The 17,200-nt window shown below is 39.1% G+C and carries 15 protein-coding genes; 11 read left to right on the top strand and 4 right to left on the bottom strand.

The annotated features are described in order from the left end of the window. Positions 1-11 precede the first annotated feature (11 nt). The 9 genes from UYC_RS0107815 to UYC_RS0107775 all read left to right on the top strand — a co-directional run bounded on the left by UYC_RS0107815 (position 12) and on the right by UYC_RS0107775 (position 11,732). The gene (locus UYC_RS0107815) at positions 12-1,388 is read left to right on the top strand and encodes a hypothetical protein (protein ID WP_235181608.1); all 1,377 of its coding nucleotides are present in this window, start codon (positions 12-14) and stop codon (positions 1,386-1,388) included. Next, positions 1,385-2,515: a glycosyltransferase family 4 protein gene (locus tag UYC_RS0107810; RefSeq protein WP_016879331.1), complete on the top strand. Its 1,131-nt coding sequence runs from the start codon at positions 1,385-1,387 to the stop codon at positions 2,513-2,515. Before UYC_RS0107815 ends, UYC_RS0107810 begins: the two co-directional genes overlap by 4 nt. Before the next feature lie 13 nt (positions 2,516-2,528). After that, positions 2,529-3,695 (top strand): glycosyltransferase family 4 protein, encoded by a 1,167-nt coding sequence (locus UYC_RS0107805; RefSeq protein WP_016879330.1) that lies wholly within the window; start codon positions 2,529-2,531, stop codon positions 3,693-3,695. Further along, positions 3,670-4,698, top strand: coding sequence for a glycosyltransferase family 2 protein (locus UYC_RS0107800; protein WP_235181607.1), 1,029 nt, complete (start codon positions 3,670-3,672; stop codon positions 4,696-4,698). Before UYC_RS0107805 ends, UYC_RS0107800 begins: the two co-directional genes overlap by 26 nt. Beyond that, positions 4,691-5,464: a class I SAM-dependent methyltransferase gene (locus UYC_RS0107795; protein ID WP_016879328.1), complete on the top strand. Its 774-nt coding sequence runs from the start codon at positions 4,691-4,693 to the stop codon at positions 5,462-5,464. The genes UYC_RS0107800 and UYC_RS0107795 overlap by 8 nt, the downstream gene beginning before the upstream one ends. Positions 5,465-5,502: 38 nt before the next feature. Further along, positions 5,503-7,272 (top strand): hypothetical protein, encoded by a 1,770-nt coding sequence (locus UYC_RS0107790; RefSeq protein WP_016879327.1) that lies wholly within the window; start codon positions 5,503-5,505, stop codon positions 7,270-7,272. 142 nt (positions 7,273-7,414) lie between these two features. After that, positions 7,415-8,545, top strand: a complete 1,131-nt coding sequence (locus tag UYC_RS0107785) for a polysaccharide pyruvyl transferase family protein (RefSeq protein ID WP_016879326.1) — start codon at positions 7,415-7,417, stop codon at positions 8,543-8,545. Between the two features lie 487 nt (positions 8,546-9,032). Beyond that, complete coding sequence (locus UYC_RS0107780) at positions 9,033-10,154, top strand: glycosyltransferase family 4 protein (protein WP_235181606.1); 1,122 nt, start codon at positions 9,033-9,035, stop codon at positions 10,152-10,154. Positions 10,155-10,193: 39 nt separating this feature from the next. Then, positions 10,194-11,732: a polysaccharide biosynthesis C-terminal domain-containing protein gene (locus UYC_RS0107775; protein WP_016877383.1), complete on the top strand. Its 1,539-nt coding sequence runs from the start codon at positions 10,194-10,196 to the stop codon at positions 11,730-11,732. Here the strand turns inward: UYC_RS0107775 and UYC_RS0107770 are convergent. Next, on the bottom strand, positions 11,719-14,181 hold the full coding sequence (locus UYC_RS0107770) for a metallophosphoesterase family protein (protein ID WP_016877384.1): 2,463 nt from the start codon (positions 14,179-14,181) through the stop codon (positions 11,719-11,721). The two genes, UYC_RS0107775 and UYC_RS0107770, sit on opposite strands and share 14 nt — an antisense overlap. 327 nt (positions 14,182-14,508) lie before the next feature. On the opposite strand from UYC_RS0107770, the gene bcp reads away from it, so the two are divergent. Continuing rightward, complete coding sequence (bcp, locus tag UYC_RS0107765; RefSeq protein ID WP_016877385.1) at positions 14,509-14,982, top strand: thioredoxin-dependent thiol peroxidase; 474 nt, start codon at positions 14,509-14,511, stop codon at positions 14,980-14,982. On the opposite strand, the gene UYC_RS0107760 is transcribed toward bcp, so the two are convergent. From UYC_RS0107760 to UYC_RS0107750, 3 genes are all read right to left on the bottom strand, one after another. After that, a complete protein-coding gene (locus tag UYC_RS0107760) occupies positions 14,965-15,486 on the bottom strand; it encodes a GNAT family N-acetyltransferase (protein WP_235181605.1) in 522 nt (173 codons plus the stop codon). The two genes, bcp and UYC_RS0107760, sit on opposite strands and share 18 nt — an antisense overlap. Positions 15,487-15,488: 2 nt before the next feature. Next, complete coding sequence (locus UYC_RS0107755; protein ID WP_016877387.1) at positions 15,489-15,782, bottom strand: type II toxin-antitoxin system TacA family antitoxin; 294 nt, start codon at positions 15,780-15,782, stop codon at positions 15,489-15,491. A gap of 102 nt (positions 15,783-15,884) precedes the next feature. Then, positions 15,885-16,235, bottom strand: coding sequence for a DUF705 domain-containing protein (locus UYC_RS0107750; protein ID WP_016877388.1), 351 nt, complete (start codon positions 16,233-16,235; stop codon positions 15,885-15,887). A 407-nt stretch (positions 16,236-16,642) separates the two neighbouring features. On the opposite strand from UYC_RS0107750, the gene UYC_RS0107745 reads away from it, so the two are divergent. Continuing rightward, positions 16,643-17,146, top strand: a complete 504-nt coding sequence (locus UYC_RS0107745; protein WP_016877389.1) for a 2TM domain-containing protein — start codon at positions 16,643-16,645, stop codon at positions 17,144-17,146. Positions 17,147-17,200: the final 54 nt, after the last annotated feature.

Genomic DNA, 17,200 nt, shown 5'->3' with positions numbered 1-17,200 from the left:
AGGTAAATTCAGTGATTCTAAAAGCAAGTCAGGACTTATCAGATTCTTCCTCGATAAGGACAAAATTAAATTGGACATGGGCACACACCTTTATCCTGCTACAGTTTATCCTGCAAATATTGCTGTTGTTTCCGCAAATCAGTATTTTACGTATGCCGATGCGGATTGCCTCTTTTGCCCTGGGTCTGTTGTTATTAGTGAGATTGCCTAAAGAACATCGCAGACACCCCGCCACTTATCCAGCATTTATAGTGATGGCAATCATGCTGTTACAGTTCTGCTTACATCCCCATATTAATTCTGTTACAGCAGGGGCTGCTCAATGTGCCATGTATCTTGCCATTTTCAGTCCGCTATTTTGGGTGAGAAATTTAAAAATAACGCCCTACAGTTTTGAGAGCTTAATGTTTCTTCTGTGGGGTATTCACACTTTAAGTGCAGGCTTTGGGGTGTTACAAGTTTACTTCCCAGGAACCTTTCAGCTAGCTCTATCTACAGTTATTCAAAACAGCACTTTTGGTGGAGAGCAATTATTAATTACTTTAGCTAACGGGCAGCAAGTCTATAGACCCATGGGCTTAACTGACAGACCGGGAGGAGCAGCAGCAGCAGGTTTTTATGCTCTTTTGTTTGGTGTTGCGATCGCACTCAAACACAAAAACCCCATTTTACGAATTGCTTGTCTGGGTAGTGCGGGTATTGGTTTGTTTTGCATTTATCTATCTCAAGTGCGTTCTATTTTGGTATTAGCTGCTATTTCTATAATTTTTTTCGCAGTCGTTTTACTCAGAACCGGACAAATTGCCCGTCTGATGGTCATGGCTTCCGGTGTGACAGCCTTATTTGTGGGAACATTTTCTTGGGCGATCGCCATTGGCGGACAGTCTACACTCAAACGCATATATAGCTTGTTTACCGAATCTCCTGAGGAAGTTTATCAGCAAAACCGAGGGCATTTTTTGCAGCACACGATGGAAAATCTACTGCCTCAATATCCTTTCGGCGCTGGCTTAGGGCGTTGGGGAATGATAAATAACTATTTTGGCGATAATACTGACTTGGTGTCTCAGCCTATTTGGGTAGAAATCCAGTGGACTGGATGGCTTCTGGATGGAGGAGTACCGCTGATATTTGCCTACATTATTGCGCTACTCTTAGCGTGCCAAACTGCTTGGAAAATAGCTGTTAATCGCAAATTGGGCAACTTTGCTCTTTGGGGTGGGTTGATTTTTGCTTACGACATTGGAACAGTGGCGATTACATTTAACTATCCTATATTCATGAGTCAGGGAGGAATGGAATTCTGGTTACTGAATACTGCACTGTTTGTGGCTGCTGCCAATAGCAAGATTCTAGATAACAAACCATCAAGAACTGTTCAGCTATGAAGTCTTATCTGCTGGTAACAGGTGATTTTGTCAAAACAGGTGGCATGGATAGAGCCAATTTTGCTTTAGCTGACTATCTAGCAAGGCAAGGACAACAGTTACATCTGGTAGCCCATCGGGTAGCTAATGAGTTATTGGCTTTTCCGAATGTCAAATTCCATCATGTACCCAAGGTAGCTAATTCTTATCTATTCAGCAGTCCTTTGCTCAAATGGATAGGACGCTTCCAAGCGCAACATCTTGCTGCCAATGGTGGTAGAGTATTGGTCAATGGTGGTAATTGCCAGTGGGGAGATGCTAACTGGGTGCATTACGTTCATGCAGCTTACCGCCCTAATCATCAAGCTGGGTTATTGCGTCAGTGCAAAGGATCTGTTTCTCGTCAAATGTTTTTGGATGCAGAACGAAAGGCATTCCAATCTGCACGAGTAATCATTGTTAATTCAGATAGCACAAAACGAGATTTGATTGAGAAACTGGAAATTCCTGAGCACAAACTGCACGTAGTTTATTATGGAATCGATCCACAAGTTTTTCATCCAGCTACACAACAAGAGCGAACTGTACTTCGCCAAAAACTGGGATGGGCAACTGAAAAACCAATTGTAGTTTTTATTGGTGCTTTAGGTGATCGCCGCAAAGGATTCGATACACTGTTTGCAGCTTGGCAACAGTTATGCACCTCTTCAGATTGGGATGCTGATTTGGTAGTAATCGGAGTTGGAGCAGAACTAAAACTATGGCAGCAACGTGCAGTTGTTGCTGGTATTAATACCCGTATTCACTTCTTGGGATTTCGCTCTGATGTCCCGAATTTGTTGCGGGCTGCAGATTGCTTAGTTGCTCCCACTCGTTACGAAGCTTATGGTTTAGGAGTGCATGAAGCCCTTTGTTGTGGTTTGCCAAGTCTAGTCAGCGCTAGAGCTGGAGTAGCCGAACGCTATCCCCCACAGTTACAAGACTTGTTAATTTCCGATCCAGAAGATGCTGCTGAACTAGCAGAACGACTGCAAAAGTGGTGGAGGAATAAACACCATTACACTAATTTAGTATCTTCTCTTTCGCAAGAATTACGAGATTATACTTGGGATACCATGGCAAGCAATATTTTAAACAAGATTGAATAAAATTTTTAAGTAGATGAAATCTCTGCGAGTTCTATTGGTAATAAATTCACCACCTCTACCGTTTGGAAATGCTGATGCTAGGTGGTATTATGTTTTACTTAAAGAATTAGTTGAAAGAGGACATCATGTCACTGCATTTACAGCTTGTAGCAAAATAGAAGACATCACCAAAGCTCAAGCTCTTTTTCCAACGCCTGATTACGATTTACGCTGCTATCTGATTCCCAACCGAACGAATGGACTGATAGCAAAGATGGAAACCATACGGCAACCTTATTCCTATATCTTCAGTCCAGAATTACGCCAAGATTTAGCATCAGAACTTGCCAAGCCTTACGACATACTTCATCTCGAACAGCTTTGGAGTGGTTGGCTAGGACTTGAACATAGGGAACGAGCAATTATTAATATTCATTATCTATTTTCGTTAGACCGCGCATTTGAGCATCAGAAATCTTTAGAATCTCGCCTCAGGAAGTTTTTCACTGATCGAGCAGAACAGAAACTGCTGAAGGCTTTTCCTAAGATAGCTACATTATCAGGGCGTCTAGCCAAACATATTAATCAAATTAATCCTCAAGCTTCTATTTATACAGTTCCATTAGGTATAGATTTTTCGCTTTATCCATTTCTAGAACAAAAGCAAATAAACCAGCAACCAATAGTAGGTCTTATTGGCGGATTTAACTGGTCACCAACCTATTCTGCTGCTGAAAGACTTTTAACTAGGCTATGGCCAGAAATCAAACGCCGTGTTCCTAATGCCAAACTGCAAATTGTTGGCAGATCCGCTAAAGATGCACTTGCAGTATTTGCAGATATAGAAGACTTAAAAATTCATCAAAATGTACCAGATACTCTACCTTATTTTGCTAATACAGATGTGATGTTGTATGCACCTATCGCTGGTAGCGGCATGAAAGTCAAGGTCATGGAAGCTTTTGCTTTAGGTACACCAGTAGTAACTACATCTGATGGTGTAGAGGGTATCCCAGCTTGTGATGGAGTTCATGCTGGCATTTGCGAGGACGATCGAGGTTTGATTGAACGGACTGTGGAATTGTTAAATAATCCATCCTTGCAACAGGAGCGACGGCTAAAAGCAAGGCACTTACTCAAAAACTATTGCAATCCACAAGTAACAGTAGAACAAATTGAAAGAATTTATTATGAGTATTAAACAAATATCTTATTGTGACAAAGTAACAATTGTTTTACCAGTACATAATGAAGAAGCTAATCTGCTAAGGCTGATTCAGGAAATAGATGCTTGTTTTCAATCTGATGCTGAAATCAGGACGCTTCCGTATTTATTGTTCGTTGATGATGGTAGTTCTGATGGTTCACTAGAATGTATCCGCACAGCCATTTCAGAACGAGGTCATGCTAGCTGCTTGCGTTTCTCTCGTAACTTTGGACATCAAGCTGCTGTCATGGCTGGAATTTCTTACGCACCAGAAAATTCCATAGTTGTGGTTATGGATTCTGACGGTCAAGACCCTCCAATTATTGCACTAGATTTAGTTCATCATGTTATGAATGGAGCTGATGTTGCTTATGGTGTTCGATGGCGGCGAGAGGGAAGAAACTGGATAAAAAGGTTTGCTTATTGGAGTTTTTATCGCCTACTTTCTTCATTATCAATTATCAAAATTCCTCTGGATGCTGGGGATTTTTGTGCTTACTCTCCTAGAACTATAAAAATTCTTTCACAGCTGAAAGAAAAGCATCCCTATATTCGCGGCTTAAGAGCATGGATTGGTTTGAACCAGGTTGGTGTGCCATATAAACGTCCTGAACGCTATGCAGGACAAGCTAGCTATAATTTTCGAGGCTTATTTAAACTGGCATTTGATGGAATTTTGAGTTTTTCTGTTAAACCCCTTAGGCTCTCAATTGCGCTTGGTTTTATTACTTTTTTCATATGTTTATTTTTAGGGGTATTCTACTTAACTGCATATTTTTATGATTGGCATTTCTCTGGTTTGAGAATGCGTGATATTCCAGGATTCACCACTCTGATATTAATGATTCTTGCTACTAGTAGCTTACAGATGCTAATGCTAGGAGTAATTGGTGAATATCTTGGTCGATTATTTGAGGAAAGTAAAGGAAGACCTTTGTTTATTATTGCTGAAACATTAGGAAATTTAAATCGAGGAAAATCACAAGGAAATGACTAATCAGATTGTTACACTTAACAACCCCATGACTGTTAGTATGGCTGATTCTTGGTATGAACATACCAAACTAGATCATTTCTGGATACGTCATCGCAATGCTGTATTAGATAGGCACTTTGGCCAGATAATTCGCCAGTCAGAAGCAATTGGAGAGGTAGGTTGTGGTAATGGATTAATTCTGACTCATATCGCCAAATCTTATAAAAAAGCAGTTGATGGATTGGAATTAAACTTATCAGCTCTTCGACTTTGTCCAACAGTTCCAGGAACACTATATGTCTATGACATATTAACGCTCAATCCAAAGATGGTAAATAAATATGACTTGCTTATGATGATCGATGTTCTTGAACATATTGAGGAAGAACATAAGTTTCTTTTAGCTGTTCGTGAGCATCTCAAACTTGGTGGCTTCTTGATTATAGGTGTACCTATGAGGCAACATTTATATTCAGCTTACGATCGCGCGGACGGTCACTATCGGCGCTATTCAACTAAGTATTTTAAATATTTAATTCAAGCTTCAGGATTTAAAGTTCGGCAGATGGTTCAGTGGGGACATATTTATATTCCCTTATTAATGTTACGTAAATTTATGCTTCAACAACAACCTCATATCAGTCAAGAAGAGATTATTCGCAAAGGTTTTGCAATCTCGGATACTGCCAACTTTCTCTTAGGTATGTTGAGGTATTTTGATGTCATACCAAACTTCAATCTAACTGGTGCATCCTCATTCATACTTGCACAAAAATGTGACTTTTAACATTACTCACAAAAACTTAATTTACATAAATTTTGCTTATGTTAAAACAAAAACTGAGTTTGCTTACGTTAAAACAAAATTCAGCAAATATACACGAATCTATTACTTTGAATCAATATGATTTTATCGCTATATTTTTAGCAGTTATTGTTGGGATTATATTGTCTATTATGCCACATATTTTGTGGTTATTTAAAACAGGGGATTTTACCTGGATTGCAGATAATGATGACCTTCTTTACCTTTCAACTGCCAGTACTGCCTATCATAATCATATTATGTCTCTGGGCGATCCTGTTGTTATCACTGGTGGCTCAACTGTATATCCTTGGATTCAACTTATACCTGGAGTTATTCTCGCAAAACTATTTGCTTTAAATCCTATAAACATCAACTTTATTTGGCGTATTTGGGCAGGAATCAGTGTTTCCACAGGCTGGTATTTAGTTACTAGAGTATATCTCAAAAACTCATGGGTTGCCTTGGGAGTTACTGTAATTTTTATGACAGATATTGGTATTAATTCTTGTTCGCTAATTTTTAATCATTTTATCACTGCTACTAATATTGCTGTAGGCAATACAGGTGGTCTATTACAAACCAATCCAAAATTACTAGATCAGTGGCGGCTCATAACTCCAGGTATGAGCATGGTATATCTACTAGTTCATATTTGGTTATTTCGTTTAGCTTTAACTAAACCCACGCGGAATCGCATTATATTAGCAGCAGCTAGTTTTGGTGTACTTTTTTATGTTTACTTTTATTTTTGGACAGCTGCAACTTTTGCTTTATTAATCGGAATCTTACTAGATGACAATCATCGCAAAACATACTTAAGCACAGGCATACTTGGTATAATATTTGGTTTGCCTCAAGTAATTATCAATGCTTTAGTAAAAAATAGTTCTAATAAAGAATGGTTACCTAGAATTGATTTTTTTCTACCTATTCCACATTTTAGTGAGCTTTTAATTCCAAAACTAGCTTTATCTTTACTGTTTTTAACCTTTTTGTGGGTAATTTTTCGGCGAAAAGATTTGATTCATTTATGGGCATTAGCAGCCTCTGCGTTGCTGTTAACAAATCATCAAATAGTAACGGGGTTACAAATACAAAATTTCCACTGGAACTATTGCTATGGGCCAGTTATTTCACTCTTACTTATAGTTATTGTTACAGAATTAATACCGTTAATTAATTTTTGGAAGAAGCCATTGTTACTATGTGGAATCGCACTTTCTTCCCTGTACATAACAACTGGAATTTGGCTGAGATCTGTGGAAGTAACGCAAACCAAAGAGTCTGTTGAGTTAACTAATAATTATCATAAATATTATCAACAGAGATTTAAAGATTCAAACTTTCGCCTGGAGCCAAGAGCGGTTGTGGCTGGAAAAAAGGAATTTGTTGACTTTGCCGTAATTATGGAAAATCAGCGTCTCCTCTCTGGCTATTCAGTTATGGTGAGTCCAACTATTGATAATGCTGAATGGGATGCAAGAATTGCTCTGAATGCTTACCTTGAAGGTATAGACCGTTCAAGTTTTATTGTACAACAAAAGATAGATCTGATGGCACATAAGTTTGGGCCTTGGAGACGCAATAAACAAATATTGGAAGAGCGTGTTCAAAGTCGTCAAAAATACTTTGATGAGATAGTTGCCGATCCAGTAAAAGCTTTCAAAAAATTCCAAGTGAAGTATGTAGCATTGTCACAAAATGCCAAGTCACCAGAATACCTCAAGTTAGGCTGGAAACTCCAGCAAAATGGAGCGTATTGGCAGGTTTGGGAGAATAAACTATAGACTGATGACGGTATGAAAGCTAATACTAAATAACTCAGGATATCGTAGTTCCAAAGACTAAAAGTCACACAATAATTGAACAGTGAATGAACCTACAGTTAACTGGGAAACAAATTAAGTAGATTCGTAAGGAAATACTATTATGAAAGGTCGTCATGCTGTTATCACAGGTAGTCTGCAAGCGGGAAATGTAGGAGATAATGCTTTAGCGCAGGCATTTGTTAATCAGCAAAGGAAAAATTACCAAAAGCTAACTATATTAGGTGTTCCTAATCAAGATTTATTATCTTTGGGTGAAAGTATTATTCCACCACCAAATATGGCTATTGGCTATCGTTTTTGGAAGGGACACCAACAAAGAGTACAGACACAAAAAATAATTAAAGAACAAATGCCATCAGGTATCCGACATTACATTTGGTTAGGTGGGTTGTTGGGTGCAAATATTTACCATCTAAAATTTCGTTATCAAGAGTTGCATTGGGCATTCAAATTTTGTCATAGGTTAATTTATTATTTTGGTGATTTTGAACCTGATTTTAACCATTCAACAGTAGAAAAAAAATTAATTAATAAATTTAATAATTCTAATGTATGGATTGCAGTTAGATCTATTACAGCTGCGGATTTATTAAGAGAGGCTGGTTTGCGTCAAAAAATATATGTAGGAGTTGATGCAGCCCTGTATGAACGTTATCAGTGGTGGGGTATTCCATTTAAACGCAGGTGCAAAGATGCAGGTGCTGTAGCAATTATTGTCTGTCATTATCATTCGGAAAAATATTTACCAATTTGGCAGGCAGCCGCAATTGCAGCTATAAAAATGGGAATGAAAATTTTATGGATTTCGCTGTGCGATCGCGAGGATATGACTCTATGTCAAAAAATGTATCAAAATTTTTCTGAGCAATATCCACATCATCCAATGGAAATCATTTCTGAGGTTAACGGAGAAGCTAAAATTGCTGAGGCTTCTGTTTGTGTTGCCACACGTTTTCATGCAGCAATTTTTGGCATCACATCTGGAATCCCTACAATAGCTGTTCCTTATGGTAAGAAAATCAAGCGACTATTCCAATTTTTAAAACTCGAAGACTGGATAGCAGATCCTATATTGAATCCTCAAAAGGATGTTGACTGGAATTTTACAATATATGAAATGTTTCATGCAGCGCTAGAAGGTAAATTTCAGGTTGACTATACTGCATTAGAATCTAGTATCAAAGCTCATGAAGAAGCTTTATCTGATTTAGATATATTCATCACAAACTAAAATCATATATTTTTGTGAAAGTTATTTTCAAGGCTTGGATATTACTCTCTTCCCGTTACAAAATTACCTATTTTTTTCTTTGTGTTCTTGTGGTTAGTTTAATTGATGTCTTGTGATATCTTGTACCTGTTGCAACAGCCACGAGGCAGCAGCCCACAAACTCTTGTTACCAGGTTCAACCTGTTAACAAGAACTAGAGCAAGAGTGCTCTTGTTAATCTTGGTATAATTTATCAGTTAAAAAAACTTCCCAGTTCGATTAGGTATTCTTCAAACGAGAAAGGAGTAAGCTTTACCAAACTTAGAGATGAAATTTTTATACGGTCAAATCTTTAATAGTAGAGTTCTCATCATGAGGAGAAATATTAATATTTGGTTATCTACCTTCAAGCAACTCAGAAGGGAAAAATTAAAGTAATCTCAATATGATTTCAAACTTGCATATCGGATTCGATGCTCGTCATCTCACTTCCAAAGTGCTGCGTGGGATGGATCGCTATACAGTCGGTTTAGTGAGCGAACTTGTCAATCAAGGGGTTCAAGTAACTCTCTTTCATAGAGCTTGTGAACCATTAAACCTTGCTCATATCAAAAATTTGAGATGTAACATTGTTGGATTAAAGGATTATAGTGGACTGCATTGGGAACAAATTGTTTTGCCACTAGCCTTGTTAAAAGGCAAGTTTGACTTGTTTCATGCACCTGCTGAACGTGGCGTTCCGTTATTTGCCCCGTGCCCTGTTGTCTTTACTATTCATAGTGTGACTGGAAATAGCTACTACAACCTTGTTCAGAGTGGGTTACTTCCAGGTTGTGTTAGTGACTATCTTGGTTATGATTTTAATCCATCCAGTTATAGTTTTTGGAATCATCTCTTCCGACTTCAACTTTTTCGAGCCAATTATATTATTACCCCTTCCGATTTCTGCCGAAGTGAAGTTATTCGCTTTTTGAATGTCCACTCCAGTCGAGTGATAACGACACATTTAGCTGCCCATCAACAATTTGAAAAGCCTGCTCGTCCAGAAAATGAACGAGATACTCTTTTGAAATCCTTAGGGATAAAAAAGCCATATCTACTATACGTCGGTGGGTATGAACCTCATAAAAATGTTGCTGGGCTTCTAGAAACTTTCGCAATTGTGAAAAAAACTCGTTCTGATTTAATGTTAGTAATAGCTGGTAGTAAATTTATTCCTAAGTCTTTAAAACAAAAAGCTTTAGCATTAAATTTAAATGCTAATGATGTACTTTTTTTAGTCGATGTAACAGATGAATTAACTGACTTATATGACTCTGCTGAATTATTTGTAACGTTGTCATGGCGCGAGACATTCTGCTTACCAGCATTAGAAGCTATGAAACGTGGTGTACCAGTTATTGGTAGTCAATGGGGAGCTTTTTCTGAAGTTGCAGGTGACGCTGGACAAGTAATTAACCCCAATGATTATACAGGTGCTGCCAATACAATTCTCCAGATGTTAAAGCCAGAAAAAAGGATGTTTTTATCTGACTTAGCTTACCAACAGGCACAGAAATTCAATTGGAAAAAAACTGGAAAAGAAACATTAAATATATATAAAATACTTCGAGGAAAATGTAGGCAATAGCAAATAAGTCTTTACGACAAAATATTTAGGTAACTAAGAGTGAAATTTAATCGTACTGGTCGCTCAATCAAAAATTTTGCTACAGGAATTTTAGGGTACTCTATAACTTTGAGTGTGAGTGTATTCAGCACACCATTACTGATAAAATGGCTAGGAGATGAGCGATATGGAGCATTTAGAACTGCAAGTAATTGGGTAAGTTATATCGGTTTGTTAGAATTAGGAATAGGTCGTTCTTTATTGCCTCTACTAGCTAAATCTTTAGGAAAAGATGACAATGAACTTACTCGCTTAACTCTGATTACGGGAATTAAAGCCTATTGGCAAATTTTAGCAGTCATGCTTTTGGTTGGAATTGGACTTGGCTGGTTTATTCCTAATTTAGTCCATGTCCATGACGCGCTAAAAAGCGAACTGCAAATAGGATACTGGCTAGGATTAACTGGTTTATTATTTGTACTTATTACACCATTCCGAATGCTAGCAGATGCTAGTCAACGCAGCTATTTAATCCATGCTTGGTTGACTGTTCAAGTAATTGCTATTACTGGTTTATCGCTGCTATTTGCATGGGCTGGAATGGGAATACCCGGTCAATATTTGGCTGTAATTCTGGGTAGTATTCCGTATCAGTTTTTAATTTATTGGGATGGAGTACGTAGCTACCCAAATCTGTTTGCCACTGTTGTTAAACCACAGGCTATAGCTGATATTAAAAAGCAAATTTGGCAGTTAAACTGGCCTATATTTGGTCTTAATCTTTCAGGTCAACTAAATTTATTTACAGATAATATTATTATTTCTTATATATTAGGCCCGGCAATAGTTGTGCCGTTTTTTGTTACGCAACGTCTGGCAGCACTAGCACAATCTCAAATACAAGGCGTCAGTAATGCTACTTGGGCTGCTTTGGCTGAACTTTATGCGAAAGGAGAAATGAAGAGGTTTAATGCTCGTTTAATTGAACTGACGCGGTTAGTAGCGGTGATAGGATTGGCTTTGATGATTGCGATCGCTGCTTACAACCCTTACTTTGTTAGCTTATGGGTGGGACAAGATCGCTTTGGTGGTGAAACACTTAGTTTACTTACTGCCTGTAATGGTTTTTTGTTAGGGCTTTTGACTCTCTGGCGCTGGTGTTTTGGTGGTACTGGAATGCAAGCTAAAATTCTGATGGCTGCAATTGTGGAAACGGGAATCAATGTATCTGTTAGTATTATTAGTACTTACCGCTTCGGGATCATCGGGCCTGTTTTGGGTACTTTTGTCGGGATTGTAACCTTTAGTTTTTGGTGTTTTCCTGTATTACTACGCAACGTTTTTGGCACTTCTTTGAAACAGCTTTTCTTTGCAGTCGCTAAACCCTTGGCAGTTGGTATACCTTATGGTTTAATCGTTTGGTACATTGCCAGAAGCCACACTCCTTGGGGATGGTTGGGTTTAGCTACTGAAATGGCTGTGTCTGCAATCCTCTACCTTATTATGGCATGGTTGTTAGTACTTAATAAAACTGAGCGCAGCCAGTGGAATAATCGTTTACATATGCTGTTTTCAACCATTCGTCTCAGGTTCGGTTAAAACAATCTTTTAATACATCACTCATCGGATGTTCGCGATCGCAAAACTCTAGTGAAACTTCATACCTAGTTAATGGGAAAGGTTCCAAAAATGTACCTTTGTCCCAACTTTCGAGTTGCCACCAAAGGGTTTGTATAGCTACTTGCTTGCCATCAACCACTTCAAAAGTAATTTCACCGAGATTATTTAATCCGACAATTTCTTTACCGCATCCCCGTCTACCATGATAGTCGCGATAATTTTTAGCCATCGCTAAATATTGCTCTAAATACTCCTTGCGCTCTTCTCCAGGTAAAGGAGCAGTTATATATTGAGGTTTAACATAATCCGAATTTTGTGGCTCACGAACTTGTTCGTATTTTCCTACTAGAAAATCAATTCGATACCACCATTCGGGCTTTTTAGTAATTTCTAATAATCTATGCCAACTGCGTGCTTGAACTAAATCTACCTTAGCTGGTGTACTCTTGATTCTCCAAGGAAGGCGTTGAAATATCTCATCAGCTAAAAAATCTATGACACCAATTTCTAATTCCTTTTCTTCTTGATTGTTCCATCCTAAAATTTCTGCTGTTGGCAGATGTTTAATTGCTTCAATTGGGAAAAAACCTTTTTTATGTAATGAATGGCTACCACCAGTTCCACTCACTTCATTCTTGAAGGAACTACTAGTAAATTGCACAACAATCATTTCTGCATTGCAATTGTGTGAATGTTGAAAAGGATTTGTTGCTGCATATTGCAGGCGAGCGGCAAAACCATAATGTACATCGCCAGATAAAACAATTACACGTCCTTTGTTTGCGGGTGATGCTCGTAAAGCCAAAGCAGCAAGTAATCTTTCAAAAGCAGTTGCTTCCAAACCCCAAGCTTCTGGATCGAAACCCCAAGCCGCAGAACCAATTGTTTCAGCGAAAGCTTTGGCAGCTTTTTGGATTGTCTCCAAAAAAGGTACACCAATAACAGGCCCTGGTGAAATTACCAAAGTCACCTCTGCATCCTTGGGAGGAATCACCGATGATATTTGCCGATCGCAGCCTTCCTCGCTCAAAAGTCCAGGAAAATCGAAGTCTTTGCCTGGGAATGCCCGCCAAGTACGAGTATCAAGCACTAAAACTTCATATCCCGGCCCGGTTACAGTATAGTGCCAATTTAAAGAATCTTTACTATGGGATACTTGCCTGGGATTACTATTGCGAATATTGGCAGGCAATGGTAAACCAATCAGCCGAGTGATCTCATCCTCGGATTCTGGGTTTTGCCCGTGTGAAGTTGCCCATGCTTCAGCAGCTTGTAGCAATGCCGCTCCTGGTTTACCCTGTTCAAACTCATCTGGTGTATTTCCCCAAGCTTGGCAGATGCCATATGCTAGTAAACCATTTTGCAGAACTCGCCTACCAAGAGGTTTGCTGAGAACGCGATCGCACCAAGCCATGTTTAGATACCAATCATCGGTAATTTCGTGGTCATCAAATATCATGTAAGTGGGAACATTAGCCAAAGCACGTCTGATTTTTTTGAGTGTTTCCCGAAAATGTTGTAAATGTTTCAGTTCTTTTTTAAATTCAGCTTCACCTCTTGCAAATTGTGATGAATTAGGATGCACATCTGCAAAAGTTGGCAAATCTTCTAATTTCGGCCATAACACATCACACCAGGCAAATAAATACATGACACAGAATTCGCCAAATGTGAATAAATGGCTTTTAGCAATATTAGAAATTCTGTTTATTTTATTAATACTAGCTGTTAAACCAGCCACATAAGTTGCTAAATAATTACGCTTGCCAGGATTTAATTGTTCGGGATTTGTGACAACTGGCAGTATTTCTAGCCATCCCAAAAGTGTTTGGCTGCCATCCATTAACATGAATAGTAAAGCATCAGCCACATCATCTACGTAGATTTGATCCCCTGTCAGAAAAAGTTGATGCGGTCGTTTTTTCGGATCTTTTACTAAAGCTTCTCTAATCATCTTATCCACAGTAGCCAGCGCATCTATGCTTTCGCCGTGGGGCTTGCGACAAGAACCGTGAATAAGGCGTAAATCTTTTAAATTATTTGGTACAAGTGCAAAACTGGGCAATTCATACCCTGGATAAGTAATCTCTGCTATTGAACCTTCTAGATTTAAAACACCTGCCTGAGCCAATGTTTCTCCAGGATCAAAAGCTAAATTATAGAGATAATTTTCACCATACAAAAGTGCAGCATGAGAAGACTTGGCAGTAACAGCAACAACATGCAAATTCACCCCAAGTTGTGTTGTCTTCTTTCTGCCTGTAATTAATACTTTTTTATTAGTATCAAAAATAACTAAAGTAACAGTGCGACTTTCTTTTAAAGCAATCCAGACAGTAACGGCATTAGGTTCGGTACGTCGTAAAATAGGCCCTGCAAGAACGAGTGGTATTTGGTTAATTCGTTCTCTTAACGGTGTCCACCCCATACCACTAATGCTATCCAATAGTACATTTCGAGTATATTTGTTCAGCGAGTGATGTCAACTCTCACAGCATAATTCTTTTTCATGCCCATTTCTATCGCTTTGGCAACACAATCAGCTTACCCCCTCTCTTCTCTTCTTACCTTTGTGTCCTACCCTTACGGGAAGCCCTACGGGTTCGCAGTCGCTTCAAGTCGGCAAAGCCGCCCAACGCGCTGCTCACCGCTCCGCGTCTAACGCGTCTTTGCGGTTTTTTTCGCTTGCTCTCGACTTTCACATCCTACCAGGCAAGTGATACTATTTCTTTGCTGAAGTTAGACGCTCAAAGATATGCCTCAACCAGGAGAAAAAGCACCTGATTTCACCGCACCCGATCAAAATGGTAACTTGGTTAGTCTCGGTGATTTCCAATCAAATTGGCTTGTCCTCTACTTTTATCCCAAAGATGACACTCCCGGTTGTACAACTGAAGCCAAAGAATTTACTGATTTTTCTCAACAGTTCAGCACCCTGGGAGCTAAAATTGTCGGTGTCAGTCCCGATTCAGAAAAATCTCATTGTAAATTTATTAACAAACACAACCTGTCGATCCAGCTATTAAGCGATCCAGAACACCAAGTATGTGAAGCTTACGGTGTATGGCAGTTAAAAAAATTTATGGGCAAAGAGTATATGGGCGTAGTGCGATCGACCTTTTTGATTGCCCCTGATGGTAAGTTAGCTTATGCTTGGTCGAATGTGAAAGTCAAAAATCACGTTCAGGTTGTGCTTGCTAAGTTGCAGGAATTACTCAACAATACCTAAAGCGTCTTTTGCATCTGCAATTGTTACCATCAGCGTCATCGTTGCAACAGGTGAAGGGATAAAACCGCATTTTAAGTAAAATTGTTTTGCTTGTTCTGAAATAGCGTGAACAAGAATGGCTCTGATGCCAGCAATTTTAGCTGCTTGCAATGTGCGAAGCACCGCATCACGTACTAAACCACGCCCAATTCCTTGAGAGTGCCAATTACAATCTACAGCTAACCTACCAATCACCATTACAGGAATTGGATCGGGCATATTACGTCGGACACGACTAGGTGCTTGGGTATTTACTACGCTTCCATTTGCCAGACAATAGTAGGCAATAACTTTTTGTCCAACAGTGACAACGTATGTTCGGGAAGCGCCACTTGCTTCATTCTTGAGCGCACGTTTCCTCAACCAATCGTTCAATTCAGAACTACCAGAATCAAAATCTTCTAGTTGATGCTCTGGTTTTATGGGTTGAGGTGGTTGTAATCTTTGATTCTGTTCATTGACCACCTTTAATCCCACGGTGCTTTTGTTGACAGCAATTTACGGAGATTTTCATTAGCAGATGGTGGTGCATCAAGGAGTTCTAAAAATTGTTGGAATTTATCATCATCTACTATAAATAGCCGCCGCTCTAATAAAACCGCTTCGGCTTCTCGGCAAGCTGTCTCTAACATAAAATCGGAGCGGCTCTTACCGAGAGCATCTGCCGCACTGTCGATTAAATCACGTTGCGCCTGGTGTACCCGAATGTTAATTGTGACATCGCGGTTTCGATTAGTTGGCTGTGGCGATCGCGCTTCCATTGTTCAACAACTTTTAATGTCCACACAATGAATATACATTTTTTGTATATTCATTGTCAACACAGGCAGTAGGTGTGGTACTCAACGAGGAACAGTTGTTTACTAAGAGTTTCTTGATGCTTGATCAAGAAGTTGTTGGCGATAATCATCTAAACTTTTAGAGTCGCAAGAGATAGGATGAACTTGGATCAAGTACCTCCAATCATTTACATCTTGGTCATCGATTAACATATTTGGCTTGGGTAAAAAGCCTGTAAACAGGTTTAAGATACCAAGTTCCTCTGCAATGAGTCGTGCATAATCTGCTCCTCCAGAACTCCAGCAGTAAAGCGTAGCACCTTGCTGTTTGAGTTGTTGAATGTGATTTATTGTTGCTGGAATGCGAATACGCTTATTACCAGAGGTACGCACGAGTGTATCATCCACATCAACATAAATAGTGAACTCTTGCATACACTTAATGCTAAACAATTAGCCAATATAATACTGTATGGCTAAACAAGATTTAAAATCTACAACTTCCAGAAGATGCGCTACTACACAGGTTTTAGATTGTATTCATTAAAAATCTAAAATTCTGTAAGGTGGGCACTGTCCGTAACGTAAAAATAAGGGCTTAAGGAAAGTTAAGCAGTGCCCACCCTACAATAATTGCTTACTAATCAACTCCGCCCCTTACTGCCTATTCCTTATCAACTATTTCTTCTTTCTGCCTCCAGCATAGCTGCCTTTTAATTCTCCCACCCCAAGGAAGATTTGCTAGCCTAATAATAATGGAAATCGCATGAGGCGCGATCGCACAGGTACGTGATATCTGCTAGGCAGCAAAACTTTATTTAAGTAACTAAAGAGACAGAACTATGACGGCATTTGATGCTAAATCCACCCCTTCCTATAGCCAAGAAGATGTACAGCAAATTCTCAAGCTGGCGATCGCTCATCAATCTAAAGATCAAGAAAAAGAATTTTCTTACGAACAACTGTTGGAAATTGCTGCGGAGCTAGAAATTTCCCCAGAAATGCTTAAACTAGCAGAACGCGATTGGCAAGTGGCTCAGGGAGAAATTCAGCAGCGACAAGCTTTTAACGCTTACCGTACAGAAAGATTCAAAAAGCGTTTTGGCAAGTTTAGTATTGTCAACGGTGTTTTGCTGCTTGTAGATTTAGTTGGTGGTGGTGGTCTTTCTTGGTCACTGTATATTTTGTTATTCTGGGGACTGGGTATAGGTCTTGACGCTTGGAATACTTTTCAAACTAAAGGCGAAGAGTACGAAATCGCTTTCCAAAATTGGTATCGCAAGCATCAACTCAAACAAACTTTCAATAGAGTTGTGAATAAGTTTCTAAACGCGTGGCAGAGTTAGCCAACATAGATCCCCGACTTATTAGAGAAGTCGGGGATATTACAGTTCCAATAC

It is taken from the genome of Chlorogloeopsis fritschii PCC 6912, from assembly GCF_000317285.1.
GTDB lineage: Bacteria > Cyanobacteriota > Cyanobacteriia > Cyanobacteriales > Nostocaceae > Chlorogloeopsis > Chlorogloeopsis fritschii.
The sequence above is the reverse complement of the archived record's forward strand: the minus strand, read 5'-3'. Positions and strand labels throughout refer to the sequence as shown.

What these genes read in the sequence shown, in the direction of transcription:
- UYC_RS0107810 (WP_016879331.1), top strand. Translation starts at nt 1,385, where the DNA reads ATGAAGTCTTATCTGCTGGTAACAGGTGATTTTGTCAAAACAGGTGGC.
- UYC_RS0107805 (WP_016879330.1), top strand. Translation starts at nt 2,529, where the DNA reads ATGAAATCTCTGCGAGTTCTATTGGTAATAAATTCACCACCTCTACCG.
- UYC_RS0107795 (WP_016879328.1), top strand. Translation starts at nt 4,691, where the DNA reads ATGACTAATCAGATTGTTACACTTAACAACCCCATGACTGTTAGTATG.
- UYC_RS0107790 (WP_016879327.1), top strand. Translation starts at nt 5,503, where the DNA reads ATGTTAAAACAAAAACTGAGTTTGCTTACGTTAAAACAAAATTCAGCA.
- UYC_RS0107785 (WP_016879326.1), top strand. Translation starts at nt 7,415, where the DNA reads ATGAAAGGTCGTCATGCTGTTATCACAGGTAGTCTGCAAGCGGGAAAT.
- UYC_RS0107780 (WP_235181606.1), top strand. Translation starts at nt 9,033, where the DNA reads ATGGATCGCTATACAGTCGGTTTAGTGAGCGAACTTGTCAATCAAGGG.
- UYC_RS0107770 (WP_016877384.1), bottom strand. Translation starts at nt 14,181, where the DNA reads ATGGGGTGGACACCGTTAAGAGAACGAATTAACCAAATACCACTCGTT.
- bcp (WP_016877385.1), top strand. Translation starts at nt 14,509, where the DNA reads ATGCCTCAACCAGGAGAAAAAGCACCTGATTTCACCGCACCCGATCAA.
- UYC_RS0107755 (WP_016877387.1), bottom strand. Translation starts at nt 15,782, where the DNA reads ATGGAAGCGCGATCGCCACAGCCAACTAATCGAAACCGCGATGTCACA.
- UYC_RS0107750 (WP_016877388.1), bottom strand. Translation starts at nt 16,235, where the DNA reads ATGCAAGAGTTCACTATTTATGTTGATGTGGATGATACACTCGTGCGT.
- UYC_RS0107745 (WP_016877389.1), top strand. Translation starts at nt 16,643, where the DNA reads ATGACGGCATTTGATGCTAAATCCACCCCTTCCTATAGCCAAGAAGAT.